Source organism: Candidatus Binatia bacterium (genome assembly GCA_036493895.1).
In the GTDB taxonomy this organism is placed as follows: Bacteria; Desulfobacterota; Binatia; order UBA1149; family CAITLU01; genus DATNBU01.
Genome location: DASXOZ010000041.1, coordinates 89,001 through 103,234, shown reverse-complemented (window position 1 = coordinate 103,234; position 14,234 = coordinate 89,001). Strand labels below are relative to the sequence as shown.

Genomic DNA, 14,234 nt, shown 5'->3' with positions numbered 1-14,234 from the left:
GCGACATGAAACGATCGCTCGAGCTTCCGATCTTCGAAAAGGGCAGCCCCGGCAGGAGCGGCATCGACGTTACTGCTGCCGATGCGGCGGTCCCGCTGGATGCTTCGCTGCTTCGCGACACGCTCGAGGATTTCCCAGAGGTGAGCGAGCCGGAAGTGATCCGCCACTACGTTCGTCTTTCGCAGCTGAACTATTCGGCGGCTACCCACTTCTATCCGCTCGGCTCCTGTACGATGAAGTACAACCCGGTGGCCAACGAAAGAGCCGCCGCGCTGCCCGGGTTCGCGAACCTGCATCCGTACGCTCCTGACGGGAACGCCCAGGGCGCGCTGCGCCTTCTCGCCGATCTCGAAAGAATGCTCTGCGAGATCAGCGGACTCGATGCGGTTTCGCTGCAGCCCGCGGCCGGAGCCCAGGGGGAGCTGACCGGCATGAAGATGATCCGCGCGTGGCACCTGTCGCAGGGCCGCGCGCGCAGCAAGGTTCTGATTCCCGAGAGCGCCCACGGAACCAATCCCGCGAGCGCGACGCTTTGCGGTTACGACAGCGTGTCGGTGCCGTGCGACGGGCGCGGCCTGCTTTCGGCCGCTGCCGTGCGCGAGAGGATGGACGAAGAGGTGGCCGCATTGATGGTCACCAACCCGAACACGCTCGGGCTGTTCGAAGAAGACATCCTCGAGATCGCCGCCGTCGTGCACGAGCGCGGCGGCCTGGTCTACATGGACGGCGCGAACATGAACGCGCTGATGGGCGTCGCCAAGCCCGGGGCGATGGGCGCCGACGTACTGCAGTTCAACCTGCACAAGACGTTTTCGACTCCGCATGGCGGCGGCGGCCCGGGCGCGGGTCCAGTTGCGGTGCGCGGCTTCCTCGAGCGCTTCCTGCCGCGGCCCCGGATCGTCGAGAAGAACGGGCTGCTCGCGTGGGAACACGACAGGCCCGATTCGATCGGCAAGGTAAGATCGTTCTACGGCAACTTCGGAATCCTCGTGCGCGCGTGGTCGTACATGGCGGCTTGCGGCGGCGACGGCCTCACCGAGACGACGCGCATGGCCGTGCTTGCGGCAAACTATCTCAAGGCCCGGCTCAGGACTGGCTACAACCTGGCTTACGACCGCCCGTGCATGCACGAAGTGGTGCTGACCGACAAGATCCAGCAGAAGAGCGGCGTCAAGACCCTCGACATCGCCAAGCGTCTTCTCGATTACGGCTTCCACGCCCCGACGATCTACTTTCCGCTCGTCGTCGCCGGAGCGCTGATGATCGAGCCCACCGAAACCGAGAGCCTCGAGACCCTCGATGCCTTCGCCGACGCAATGCTCGCGGTGGCTGCGGAAGCCGAGACGGATCCCGAAAGGGTGCGCGAGGCTCCCCACGAGACCGTGCTCTCGCGCCTCGACGAGACGCGGGCGGCGCGCAGCCCGCTGCTCACCTGGAAGCCGGCCGCAGCGGCGCCCGGCACCTGATCCGCACCGGCGGGAGCGGCGCCCGGCAGCGCCGTCGCAGCGACTCCGGCAAGCGAGGTTGGCGCCGGCCGCCGATCGGCCTATAGTCTTTGGACCATGGGACTCGGGTTCAGCGAGCTGCTGGTCATCCTGCTCATCGTGCTGATCATTTTCGGCGCCGGGAAGCTTCCCGAGCTCGGAGAGGGAATCGGCAAGGGCATCAAGAACTTCCGCAAGGCCGTCAAGCCCGAGGAAATCGATGTCACTCCGCGGCGAGAGGACCGGGAACCGGATCCTGACTCGCGTGATCGGCGGTAGGCGCCGCCGACGCGATCCTGTAGCTCACTTCTTCCACTTCGGTCTTGAGCTGGGTCAGCGCGACCTGGCAACCCGTCTTCGCCCCTGACGCCAGCACCTGGTCGGGAGTGGCCAGCTCCATCAGTGCCACCACTTCGTCCCGCGCCAGCCGCTTGAGCAGGCGCACGCTGACGTTCTTGCCGCAGGTGCCGTGGCCGACGGCGATCTTCTCTCCGTCGCGGTAGCCGGTGACTTCGACGTCGATTCCCTGCACGGGAATCGCGGCATCGTTGGTGATGGTGGCCTCGAACAGCAGGGCTACCGAGCGGTCGGCGAGCGTCATGTGCTCGGTGTGCACGTCGGTGACGCGAATCTGCTCGGCCACGATGCCGTCGCTGGCCAGGCGCACCGCTCCGCCGGACCCGCCCGGAACGGGCAGGCGCGCGAGCAGGCTGTCGGTCCAGCGGTGGTTCGTCGCCAGGAACAGCGCGAACACGCCGAAGGCCGCCGCCGAGGAGGCCATCAGCACGACGGCGCTCCACCCCGACGTGTTCGTCGGCTGCTCGGGTACGATTGCTCTCGAAGTGCGCGCCATGCGGACTGGACCGATCGAACGATTGTACGGGGCAGGGGAGCGCTTTCCAAAACCTGGCGCTGCGAAACTGGGACAGCTTGCCGGGGGAGCGTGTTTCGCTATGATCCGGCGCTTCGCGAAAGTGGCGGAACTGGCAGACGCGCAGGATTCAGGTTCCTGTGGCCGCAAGGTCGTGGGGGTTCAAGTCCCCCCTTTCGCACCAACTCCAACCGTCGCGGCATCGGGGCCGCTGTCGGGCTGAAGGGGCGGGCCGTGTCGCTCGATGCAGCATCCTTCCGGCGCCTCATCGGCCACTTTGCAACCGGAGTGGCCGTCGTCACGACCTGCAACGACGGGTTCCTCCACGGCGTCACCGCCAACTCCGTCACCAGCGTCTCGCTCGATCCGCTGCTGCTGCTCGTCTGCGTGGACAAGACTGCCCACGGCCACGCCGAGATGCTGCGCTGCTCGAGCTTCGGCGTCAGCATCCTGGCGGCGGACCAAGCCCACGTGTCGAGCCTGTTCGCCAAGACCGGGGAGCCGGTCGAGGGCAAGCTGCGCGGTGACGTCGGCTTCCGCTACGGCCAGACCGGTTGCCCCCTGCTCGAAGGCGCAATCGCCCATGTCGAATGCCTGCCCCATGCCCAGGTCGACGCCGGAGACCATACGATCTTCATCGGCCGCGTCCTTCATGGGGAGATCGCGTGCGCCGATGCCGAGCCGCTGCTGTACTTCCGCGGAGGCTACCGGGAAATCCACCGCGGCTGACCGGGGCGCTCTGCATCGCGGCAGGGCTTCCCCCGATCCAGTGACGGTCGCGCCCGGTTGGGGCGAACACCGGGCCACGCGAGCCGCTGTCCACAAAGCGCAAATCTAGTAGCTACAAAGCGAATTTCGCGCCATTTCGAGGCTGCGTCGGGGGGCAAACCCCTGTACGATGCGCCCTTAGCTCGCTTGGGGACGAGATGAGGATTCCGACCGTTCAGGGGACGGCGATCGGATCGGCGCTTGGAGTGTGGGCGCTGGTTCTGACGCTTTCCGCCACCGCAGCCGCCCAGCCCGCGTTCGTCGCACCTCCGGAGCCGGGTGTGCGTCCGAGCCTGCCGTCGCGCGGGCAGATCGACATCGACAACAACAAGGTCGATGACCGCATCGATCACCGGCTTGGAGATCTCCGGCGCGCGCTGGCCCGCGAGAAGGTAGCCTCCAAACGCCAGCAGATCGCCGCGAAGCTGGCCGCGCCGGTTTCCCTCGAGCTCGTCTTCTCCGGGCAGGTCACGCAGAAGCAGATCGACGACTTCCTCGCGCTCGGCGGCACGATCAAGCACCTCTACAAGGCCGTCAGCTATGGATGGAGCGGGACGTTTCCCGGTGCGTCCATCGACGCGCTGGTGCAGGCGATGGGACCGTCGCTGCTCGTCATCGCCGACGACGTGCCGGCCAAGCTCCATCTCGACGAGGCGACCCGCACCGGGCGCGTCCGCCCGGTCTGGGCGAGCGGCTTTGCCGGCAGCGCGGGCGGCTTCTCGGGTACCAGCGACATCACGATCGGCATCCTCGATACCGGCGTCGACGACTCGCACACCGACCTCACCGGTCGCGCCGAGTACTGGAAGGACTACACGACCGATGCCGAGCCGACGCCGCGGGACATCGGACAGCACGGCTCTCACGTCACCGGCATCGCACTCGGCACCGGCAACGCGTTCGGCCTCGGACCCGGCACGCTCAAGTACACCGACAGCGGCAGCATGGCCGGGGTGGCAGCCAACAGTTTCTTCGTCTCCCAGATCCACCTTCCGGCCGGCTCGCTGACCTTCACCGAAGTATCGACGTGGACCGGCGGCGGATCGACGGTGCTGCGCCTCGGCGCCCGCAGCAACGGCCAGAACACGAGCTTCCTTTCGATCAACAACTCCGCGACCGCCGCCTCCCCGATCACGCTCGTCACCACCACCAACGGCAACACGACCCAGGGCTACACGACTGCGCTGGCGCAGAACTCGACCAAGAGCCTGGCGCTCTACGCGACCGCGAACACCGTGACGAACTACCCGGGCGTCGGCGACGGATTCAATGCGATGCGCGGTGTCGCGCCCGGTGCCCGCTGGGCCGGCGGGAAAGTGTTCACGAACGCCGGATCGGGAAACAGCACCGATATCAGCGCCGGCCTCGACGACTTCGTTGCCCAGCGCAGTGCGCACAACATCAAGGTCATCAACATGAGCCTCGGGCTCATCGGTTCGCCGGGGCTGGACACGACGCTGAGGGCCAAGGCCAACACCGCGGTGAACAACGGAATCGTCGTCTCCGTTTCCGCGGGCAACGACGGACCCGGTATCGCGAACGCGAACGTCGTCGACGATCCGGGGCGCGCTGCGCTCGTGATGACGATCGGTGCCACCAACGACGCCAACGCGCTGACCCAGTACACGAGCAGCGGCTTTACCAGCCCGGGCGCGGACGAGGACTTCAAGCCCGACTTCCTGGCCCCCGGCGGCTCCCAGTACTTCTCGGGCGTGCTTTCGGTCGACAGCAACGACTGCGACGCCGACAGCACGAGTTTCCCCGACAAACAGGCCAACGACTACGCGAACCTCATGGGCACGTCGATGGCGTCCCCGTTCGCGGCGGGGTCGGCGGCCCTCGTCATCGATTCGATGCAGAAGAGCGGAACGACGTGGTCGTTCTCGTCTGCGACGCAGCCCCTGTTCGTCAAGATGCTGCTCGGCGCGACCTCGACCGAGACCAACCAGAACCGCGAAGTCAGCACGGGGACCAATCCTACGCTCGGCCGCGCAGCTTCTCCGAAGGATCTCGAGGAAGGCTACGGCCTCATCAATCCCGATGCGGCGGTCGAAGCGATCCAGCTCACGTATTCGGGCGGCTCTCTCGGCGACACCACGGCCGGCGGCGTCAACGACCGCCGCGCGTGGGCCCGCAAGATCGGCATCACCAGCGGACCGGCCGTGACGCTGACGCTGACCGTACCCTCGACTGCCGACTACGATCTTTACCTCTACAGCGGAACTCCGGATGCGAAGGGCAACCCGGTGATCGTCGCATCCAGCACCAACGCCGGACTGGATGCCGACGAGCAGCTCACGTTCACGCCGTCTGCCACCGACGCGCGCTACCTCGTCGTCAAGCTGGTGTCGGGAAACGGCGCATGGTCGCTCGCGAGCGGCACGGCAACGGCAGTCTGTGGAAACGGCGTCAAGGAAGCAGGCGAGCAGTGCGACGACGGCAACCAGGTGAGCGGCGACTGCTGCGCCGCCGACTGTACGCTCGAAGCCAACGGCTCCTCGTGCAACGACGGCAAGTTCTGCACGCTGACCGACACCTGTTCGAACGGTGTCTGCAGCGGCACCGGCAATCCCTGCGCGACCGGCGGCGAGTGCAACAATTCCTGCAACGAGGCCAATGCGAGCTGCGCGGTGGCCCAGGGCACCGCGTGCTCGAGCGACGGCAATCCCTGCACCGTCGACCAGTGCGACGGCGCCGGAAGCTGCGGCCACGCGGCCGGCAACGCGGGTGCGGTGTGCCGCGCGTCCGCGGGCATCTGCGACACCCAGGAAACCTGCACGGGAACGAATACGGCGTGCCCGGCCGACTCGTTCGTGGCGTCGACGACCACCTGCCGCGGCTCGGCGGGAGTGTGCGACGGCGCAGAAAAATGCACCGGCAGCAGCGCGGCGTGCCCCGCCGATTCGTTCCAGTCGTCGACGACTGCGTGCCGGGTCTCGGCTGGAGTCTGCGACGTTGCGGAAAACTGCACCGGCAACAGCGCCGCGTGTCCGGTCGATTCGTTCTCGTCGAGCTTGACGCAATGTCGAGGCTCCGCCGGCGTCTGTGACGTTGCCGAGAACTGCACCGGCAATGCGGCTGCCTGTCCGGCCAATTCCTTCGCGTCGTCGTCGACGACCTGCCGCGCATCGGCGGGAATCTGCGACTCGCCGGAGACCTGCACGGGGACGGGCGCGTCGTGTCCGGCCGATACGCTGCTGACCACGACGACGGTATGCCGCGTGGCAGTCAGTCTCTGCGACGTTGCCGAAGTGTGTCCGGGCAACAGCACTTCGTGCCCGGCCAACGTCCTGGCGGCCACCAACATCGTCTGCCGTGCTTCGGCCGGGATCTGTGACCCGCAGGAGCTGTGTCTCGGCACCAGCTCGACGTGCCCGACCGACCAGTTCGCCAGCTCGTCGACGACGTGCAGGCCGTCGGCCGGCATCTGCGACAAGGCCGAGAGCTGCACCGGGTCGAGCGCCGCCTGCCCGGCCGATTCGTTCCAGGCTTCGACGACGCTGTGCCGCAGCTCCGCCGGCGTCTGCGACGTGTCCGAGAACTGCCCGGGCAACAACGCTGCGTGTCCGGCCGATTCGTTCCAGTCGTCGGCGACGACGTGCCGAAACCCGGCGGGCGTCTGCGACATTGCCGAAAAGTGCACGGGCAACGGCGCGGCCTGTCCGGCGGATTCGTTCCAGTCGTCTACGACCCTGTGCCGCGCCGTCGCCGGAAGCTGCGACGTTGCCGAGAACTGCACCGGCAACTCGGCGGCATGCCCGGCCGATTCCTTCCTGTCTTCAGCGAACCTTTGCCGCGCGGTGGCCGGTGTCTGCGACGTCGCCGAGAGTTGCACCGGAAACAGCGCGACTTGTCCGGCCGATTCTTTCGCCGCGACGACGACGCCGTGCCGTCCGTCTGCCGGCATCTGCGATGTCGCGGAGAACTGCGCGGGAAACAGCGCGGCGTGTCCCGCCGATTCTTTCGTGGCGTCGACGACGGTCTGCCGCAACTCGAGCGGCACCTGCGACGTGGCCGAGAAATGTACCGGTGCTGCCAAGGATTGTCCGGCCGATGGCTTCGCGCCCTCGACGACAGTCTGCCGCGCATCGGCCGGAGTCTGCGACGTTGCCGAAAACTGCACTGGCAACGGCGCGACCTGCCCGACCGACGGCTTCCAGTCGTCCGCGACCGTGTGTCGCAGCGTGGCCGGAGTCTGCGATGTAGCCGAGAGCTGCACCGGTGCGGGCGCCGCGTGTCCCGGCGATTCTTTCGCGGGCACGACGACGGTCTGTCGCGGGGCGGCCGGCGTCTGCGACGTCGCGGAGAGCTGTACGGGCGGCAGCGCGAGTTGTCCGGCCGATTCCTTCGCCGCGACGACGACGCTGTGCCGTCCGTCGGCCGGCGTCTGCGATGTCGCGGAGAACTGCGCCGGCAACAACGCTGCGTGTCCGGCCGACTCGTTCGCAGCATCGACGGTGGTCTGTCGCACCGGCACATCGATCTGCGATGCGTCCGAGAAATGTACCGGCTCCGCTGCGGACTGTCCGGCCGACGCCTTTGCGCCGCCGACGACAGTTTGCCGGGCATCCGCCGGCGTCTGCGACGTGGCCGAAAACTGTACCGGCGGCAGCTCGGTGTGCCCCGGCGACTCCTTCGTTGCCTCGACGACGGTGTGCCGCAGCACGGTCGGCATCTGCGATGTCGCCGAAAGCTGCACGGGCAGCAGCGCTTCGTGCCCGGCAGATCAGTTCGCGTCGTCTTCGACGGTGTGCCGCGCCTCCGGCGGCGTTTGCGACGTTGCGGAGAACTGCACCGGCGCGAGCGGGGCCTGTCCGGCAGACTCCTTCGTCTCGTCATCGACGGTCTGCCGCAGCGCAGTCGGCATCTGCGACGTCGCCGAACACTGCACGGGAGCCGCAGCCGCGTGCCCGGGTGATTCTTTCGCGTCGTCGTCGACGCTGTGTCGTGCGTCGGCGGGAGCCTGCGATACGGCGGAAAGCTGCACGGGTGCGAGCAACGCGTGTCCCGGGGATTCGTTCGCGGCATCGACGACCGTGTGCCGGTCGTCGGCGGGCGTCTGCGACGTCGCCGAAAAATGCACCGGCAATTCCGCGTCGTGTCCGGCCGACGGGTTTGCCGACAGCACGACGGAGTGCCGCGCGTCCGCCGGCGTTTGCGACGTTGCCGAGAGCTGCAGCGGAGCCGGCGCCGCATGCCCTGCCGACTCTTTCGTCGCCAGCAGCACGGTCTGCCGCTCGAGCGCCGCAATCTGCGATGTCCAGGAGAGCTGCACCGGAAACTCCGCCGCGTGTCCGGCCGACCAGTTCGCGGCGACGACCATCACGTGCCGCCCGTCGGCGAGCGTCTGCGACGCCGCCGAGAGGTGCACCGGTACCGGCGCCGCGTGTCCGGGCGATTCGTTCGCCGGCACGAGCATCGTCTGCCGCCCGGCCAGCGGAGTCTGCGACGTGGCCGAAAACTGCACGGGCGCGAGCAATACGTGTCCGGGCGATTCGCTGGCAGGAACGACCACCGTCTGCCGTCCGTCCGCCGGCGTCTGCGACGTCGCAGAGAATTGCACCGGCGCAAGCAGCGCGTGTCCTGCCAACTCCTTTGCCGATAACACGCTGGTCTGCCGCGCCGCGGTCTCGGTCTGCGACCAGGAAGAGAGCTGCCCGGGCAACGGCGCGGCGTGCCCCGCGGATTCGTTCGCCGCCTCTACCACCATCTGTCGCGATTCGGGCGGCGTCTGCGATCCGGCGGAAAGCTGCACAGGTACGAGCGCCGCGTGCCCGGCCAACGGCTTCTCGCCGTCCACGTTGGTGTGCCGCGCTTCGGGCGGCATCTGCGATTCTGCCGAGACCTGCACCGGAGCCGGTGCCGCGTGCCCTGCCGACACGCTCGCAGCGACGACGTCGGTCTGCCGGCCGGCCACCGGTGTCTGCGACGTGGCCGAGACCTGCGACGGCAACAACGCCGTCTGTCCGGCGGACAGCGTTGCCGGAACGAGCAAACTCTGCCGCGCCAGCGCGGGCGAATGTGATGTCGCCGAGAATTGCAACGGCGCTGCCAAGAGCTGCCCGGCCGATGGGTTCATCGGTGCGGACAACCCTTGTACCAGCGACGGCCTGCCGTGCACGGTCGACGTCTGCAGCGGAAGCTCGGCCGCGTGCACGCACAACGCCGGCAACGTCGGCACCGTGTGCCGCGCTGCCGCCGGAATCTGCGACGTCGACGAGACCTGCACCGGCACCTCGACGCAATGCCCGGCAAACGCGTTCGCCTCGAGCAGCACGGTCTGCCGCGGCTCCGGCGGAGTCTGCGACCTCGTCGAGACTTGCACGGGCAACAACGCGAGCTGTCCCGGCGACGCGGTCGCTGCAACAGTAACGGTGTGTCGCGCCAGCGCGGGCGAGTGCGACGTCGCCGAGCGCTGCGACGGCGCCAGCAAGGCCTGTCCGGCCGATAGTTTCGCGAACCCCGACAGCCCGTGCACGCCTGACTCGCTCGCTTGCACCGCCGACGTCTGCGACGGCAGCTCGGCAGCCTGCACGCACCCGGCGGGTAACGCCGGCACGGCCTGTCGCAGTGCGAACGGAGTCTGCGATACGGCCGAAACCTGCAACGGCACTTCCACGTCGTGCCCCGCCGACTCGTTCGCATCGGCAGCCACCGTCTGCCGCGGCGCGAGCGGAGTCTGCGACGTCGCCGAGACCTGCACCGGCTCGGCCGCCGCGTGTCCTGCCGATGCGGTGGCCGGCAGCGCCGTCACCTGCCGCACGAGCACCGGCGAATGCGACCTGCCGGAGAGCTGCACGGGAAGCTCCAAGTCGTGTCCCGCCGACGTATTCGTCGCGGCGAGCACGGGCTGCACCAGCAGCGATGGCAACGTCTGCACCAACGACGTCTGCAGCGGCTCGTCGGGTGCATGCACGCATCCGTTCAATACCGCATCTTGCAACGACGGCCTGTTCTGCAACGGCGCCGACACCTGCAGCGGCGGCACCTGCACCGTGCACGCAGGCACTCCGTGCCCCGGCCCTGACGGCGACGGCAACTGCTCGGAATCCTGCGACGAGAACGCCAAAGCATGCACGGCCGCCGATCCCAACGGCAGTCCTTGCAACGATGGAGTGTTCTGCAACGGCGCCGACACCTGCAGCGGCGGTACCTGCAGCGTGCACGCCGGCAATCCGTGCCCCGGCCCCGACGGCGACAATAACTGCGCCGAGAGCTGCAACGAGCAGGGCGCTGCGTGCAACGCCGCCGACCCGAACGGCAGTCCCTGCAACGACGGGCTGTTCTGCACGGCCACCGACACCTGCCAGAGCGGCTCCTGCGTAGGCACCGGCAACCCGTGCCCCGGCCCCGACGGTGACAGCGACTGCAAGGAGTCCTGCGACGAGGCGAGCGACTCGTGCTCGGCCAACGATCCGAACGGCAGCGCCTGCGACGACGGCCTGTTCTGCAACGGCGCCGACACCTGCCAGAACGGCACCTGCAGCGGCCACGCGGACAATCCGTGTCCTGGCGCCGACGGCGACGCCAATTGCTCGGAATCCTGCGACGAGAACGCCAAATCGTGCACGGCCGCCGATCCCAACGGCAGCGCGTGCAACGATGGCGTGTTCTGCAACGGCGCCGACACCTGCAGCGGCGGCACCTGCAGCGTGCATGCCGGCAACCCGTGCCCGGGTCCCGACGGCGACGGCGACTGCAAGGAATCGTGCAACGAAGCGTTGGCCAACTGCACGGCGAACGATCCCAACGGCAGCGCGTGCAACGACGGGCTTTCGTGTACGGCCGGCGACAACTGCCAGGCCGGCCTCTGCGTCGCCGCCCAGAACAACTGCGGAGTCTGCGGCGACGGCCATCTCGATCCGGGTGAGCTCTGCGACGACGGCAACAAGATCGACAACGACTGCTGCTCCAACCTGTGCATCCCCGCTGCGAACAGCACGCCGTGCAACGACGGCCTGTTCTGCAACGGCGCCGACTCGTGCCAGGCCGGCGCGTGCGCCCAGCATGCCGGCAACCCGTGCCCGGGCCCCGACGGCGACGGCAACTGCGCGGAGTCGTGCGACGAGACGAGCGATGCGTGCACTGCCGCCGATCCGAACGGCTCGGCGTGCGACGACGGCCTGTTCTGCGACGGCACCGATACCTGCAAGGACGGCCAGTGCAGCCAGCACGCCGGCAACCCGTGTACGGGGCCCGACGGCGACGCCAACTGCTCGGAGTCGTGCAACGAGACTGCCGACAACTGCACCGGCGCCGATCCCGACGGCTCGGCGTGCGATGACGGGCTGTTCTGCGACGGCACCGACACTTGCAAGAACGGCCAGTGCAGCCAGCACAGCGGCAGCCCGTGTGCCGGCCCAGACGGCGACGCCGACTGCGCCGAGTCGTGCAACGAGCTCGCGCACAACTGCAGCGCCAGCGACCCGAACGGTTCGGCGTGCGACGACGGCGTGTTCTGCAACGGCGCCGACACCTGCAAGGACGGCCAGTGCAGCCAGCACGCGGGCAACCCGTGCCCCGGCCCGGACGGAGACGCCAACTGCTCCGAGTCCTGCAACGAGGCCGGCGACAACTGCAACGGCCCCGATCCCGACGGCTCCAACTGCAACGACGGCCTGTTCTGCAACGGCGCCGACACCTGCAGCGGCGGCACTTGCAGCCAGCACGCCGGCAATCCCTGCCCCGGCCCCGACGGCGATGCCGACTGCAAGGAGTCCTGCAACGAGAACGCCGCTAACTGCAGCGCGAACGACCCGAACGGGAGCACCTGCAATGACGGCGTCGAGTGCACTACCGACGACAAGTGCAGCAACGGAATCTGCAGCGGGGACGCGTCCGGGTGCGCGACGACGACGACGACGCTGCCCCAGTCGCTCTGCGGCGACGCCAACGCCGACGGCAAGATCACCGCGAGCGACGCGCTGGCCGCACTGAAGACCGCCGTCGGCTCGACGACGTGCCCGCTCTTCCGCTGCGACTACAACGGCGACACGAAGATCACGGCGTCGGACGCACTGGCGATCCTGCGCAAGGCCGTCGGCCAGGACGTGCCTCCGAAGTGTCCTCCCGCTCTGCAGGCCGAGGTCACGACCACGCTTGCCGCGACGACGACGACCCAGCCGCCGACGTCGACGACACTGGCGGGGCAGACGACGACCACCAAAACCTCGACGACGCTCGCCGCGCACCCCTGAGGCGCGGCCTCGACCGCGAACTTGCAAGCGCTACAAAAATCGTAGCGCTACACTTTTTGTAGCGGGCCGGTCTTTTTCAGGCCGTTTCTTCGGGTGGGCGCACGCTGCGAAACGCTCGCCACAGCAGGACGTCGTACGCGATTTTCATTGCTGCGCCGACGACGAGCGGAGTCATCAGCGACGTGGTCTGCATGAACATGCCGGCCGCCGTCGGCCCGACTGCCCAGGAGGCCAGACGGACCAGGCTGGTGATCCCCGAGGCGACGGTGGCTTCCTCGGGCCGGACCACCGCCATCACGTAGGATTGCCTCGTCGGGACGTCCATCTCGACCAGTCCCTCGCGCAGGAGGAACAGCACGGCCGCGACCGGAAACGACGGTGCGAACGCGACGGTGACGAGCAGCAGGCTCGACGGAACGTGCGTGAACACCATCGTGTTGACCAGCCCGATCCTGCGCGCGAGCCACGCCGCGCCGAGGTGCGAGACGGCATTGAGAAGGCGTGCCGCAAAGAACAGTGCACCGATGGTCGCCGGGCTTGCGTGGAAGCGCTCGAAGAAGAAGTACGACAGCAACGAGGTCAGCAGCAGGCCGCCGGCAAGCCCGTCGACGGCAAAAAGGGCGGAAATCCGCATGAGGATGCGGCGGCTTTCGGCGCTGAGCGGTGCGCGGGGGACCGGGGCGCTGCCCGAGAAAGTCTCGACACGGGCTCCGAGGCGCAGGTACAGCGGCAGCGGCGCGAGCATCAGCAGCGCCGCCGTGAGCATCGTCGCACGGTGCGCTCCGATGCCGGCATCCCAGCCCGCCGCAGCGATCCACGTCGACATTCCTGCGAGCAGCGAGCCGAGCGCGTGGCCGATGTCCTGGCAGACGTTGTACCACGCGAACGCGCGCGTGCGCGTTGCGTGCGTCGTCGTCGCGGGCAGCATCGCCTGCTCGAGCACCAGTGCGGCGCCGCGATCGCGGCCCATGCCGTTCAGCATTCCGACGAAGCTCGCGGCGGTGACGACGGCGACGCTCGAAGCAAGGGCCGCGACCGTGCAGCCGGCGCCGGCCAGAAGCGTCAGTGCGACGAGCATGCGGCGGCGGCCGATGCGGTCGGCCGCCAACGTCGAAGCGAGCGCAGCCATTGCCGCGCCGACGAGGCCCGCGCCGAGAACGAATCCGACCGTGGCCGGCTGGAAGGAAAGGCTGGTCAGGTAGAGGCCGAGCTCGACGCCGACGAGCCCGGTGGCGACGGCGCGCAGGAATGCCGTCGCGAGCAGCACGTGGCGATCGCGCGCAAGGGCATCGGCGCCGCGCGCGGGCTCGCCGTCGCGGCTCAGAGAGAGGCGACCTTCGCGAACGCCGAGACCACTTCGGCCGGGGCTTGAACCAGCTCGATCAGCACGCCTTCGCCGCTGATCGGGAACTGCTCGTTCTCTTTCGGATGGATGAACGTGACGTCGAAACCGGCTGCGCCCTTGCGAATGCCGCCGGGCGTGAAGCGTACGCCCTGCTGCTCGAGCCAGGCGACGGCGGCCTCGAGGTCGTCGATCCACAGGCCGATGTGGTTGAGCGGAGGATTGTGCACCGCGGGCTTCTTCCCGGCATCGATCGGCTGCATCAGGTCGACTTCGACCTTGAGCGGACCGGTGCCGGCCACCGCGATGTCCTCGTCGACGTTCTCGCGTTCGCTCTGGAAGGTTCCCGTCACCGTGAGGCCGAGGGTATCGATCCAAAGGCGGCGCAGCCGGGCCTTGTCGAGGCCGCCGACGGCGATCTGCTGGATGCCGAGTACGCGAAAGGGACGGTTGCTCACGACGGGTTCCTCCGCGCTGCTCCATAACAGAGCACTTCGCTTTTCCCAATCCCGGGAGAGTTGGTCGCAACGTCCCGCAGAACGCGTCCGGCCGGCCGCGCGGCCGGTGCGACG

The 14,234-nt window shown here is 68.3% G+C and carries 7 protein-coding genes and 1 tRNA gene; 5 read left to right on the top strand and 3 right to left on the bottom strand.

The features are described from left to right. The first annotated feature begins 5 nt into the window (after positions 1-5). Both gcvPB and tatA read left to right on the top strand, forming a co-directional pair. A complete protein-coding gene (gene gcvPB, locus VGK20_10410; protein HEY2774445.1) occupies positions 6-1,466 on the top strand; it encodes an aminomethyl-transferring glycine dehydrogenase subunit GcvPB in 1,461 nt (486 codons plus the stop codon). A 96-nt stretch (positions 1,467-1,562) separates the two neighbouring features. Then, a complete protein-coding gene (tatA, locus tag VGK20_10405) occupies positions 1,563-1,763 on the top strand; it encodes a twin-arginine translocase TatA/TatE family subunit (GenBank protein HEY2774444.1) in 201 nt (66 codons plus the stop codon). Here tatA and VGK20_10400 read toward each other — a convergent pair. Further along, entirely contained in the window at positions 1,708-2,337 is a 630-nt protein-coding gene (locus VGK20_10400) for a hypothetical protein (GenBank protein HEY2774443.1), read from the bottom strand. The genes tatA and VGK20_10400 overlap by 56 nt on opposite strands. A gap of 115 nt (positions 2,338-2,452) precedes the next feature. On the opposite strand from VGK20_10400, the gene VGK20_10395 reads away from it, so the two are divergent. The 3 genes from VGK20_10395 to VGK20_10385 all read left to right on the top strand — a co-directional run bounded on the left by VGK20_10395 (position 2,453) and on the right by VGK20_10385 (position 12,320). After that, positions 2,453-2,539: transfer RNA gene (locus VGK20_10395), tRNA-Leu, on the top strand. A 50-nt stretch (positions 2,540-2,589) separates the two neighbouring features. Continuing rightward, entirely contained in the window at positions 2,590-3,084 is a 495-nt protein-coding gene (locus VGK20_10390; protein ID HEY2774442.1) for a flavin reductase family protein, read from the top strand. A gap of 197 nt (positions 3,085-3,281) precedes the next feature. Continuing rightward, positions 3,282-12,320 (top strand): S8 family serine peptidase, encoded by a 9,039-nt coding sequence (locus tag VGK20_10385; protein HEY2774441.1) that lies wholly within the window; start codon positions 3,282-3,284, stop codon positions 12,318-12,320. 76 nt (positions 12,321-12,396) lie between these two features. On the opposite strand, the gene VGK20_10380 is transcribed toward VGK20_10385, so the two are convergent. After that, positions 12,397-13,587, bottom strand: a complete 1,191-nt coding sequence (locus tag VGK20_10380) for an MFS transporter (GenBank protein HEY2774440.1) — start codon at positions 13,585-13,587, stop codon at positions 12,397-12,399. 53 nt (positions 13,588-13,640) lie between these two features. Beyond that, positions 13,641-14,120, bottom strand: coding sequence for a VOC family protein (locus VGK20_10375; protein ID HEY2774439.1), 480 nt, complete (start codon positions 14,118-14,120; stop codon positions 13,641-13,643). Positions 14,121-14,234 lie beyond the last annotated feature (114 nt).

Excerpts from the sequence above, each read along its gene's own strand:
- tatA (HEY2774444.1), top strand. The coding sequence starts at position 1,563 with ATGGGACTCGGGTTCAGCGAGCTGCTGGTCATCCTGCTCATCGTGCTG.
- VGK20_10385 (HEY2774441.1), top strand. The coding sequence starts at position 3,282 with ATGAGGATTCCGACCGTTCAGGGGACGGCGATCGGATCGGCGCTTGGA.
- VGK20_10400 (HEY2774443.1), bottom strand. The coding sequence starts at position 2,337 with ATGGCGCGCACTTCGAGAGCAATCGTACCCGAGCAGCCGACGAACACG.
- gcvPB (HEY2774445.1), top strand. The coding sequence starts at position 6 with ATGAAACGATCGCTCGAGCTTCCGATCTTCGAAAAGGGCAGCCCCGGC.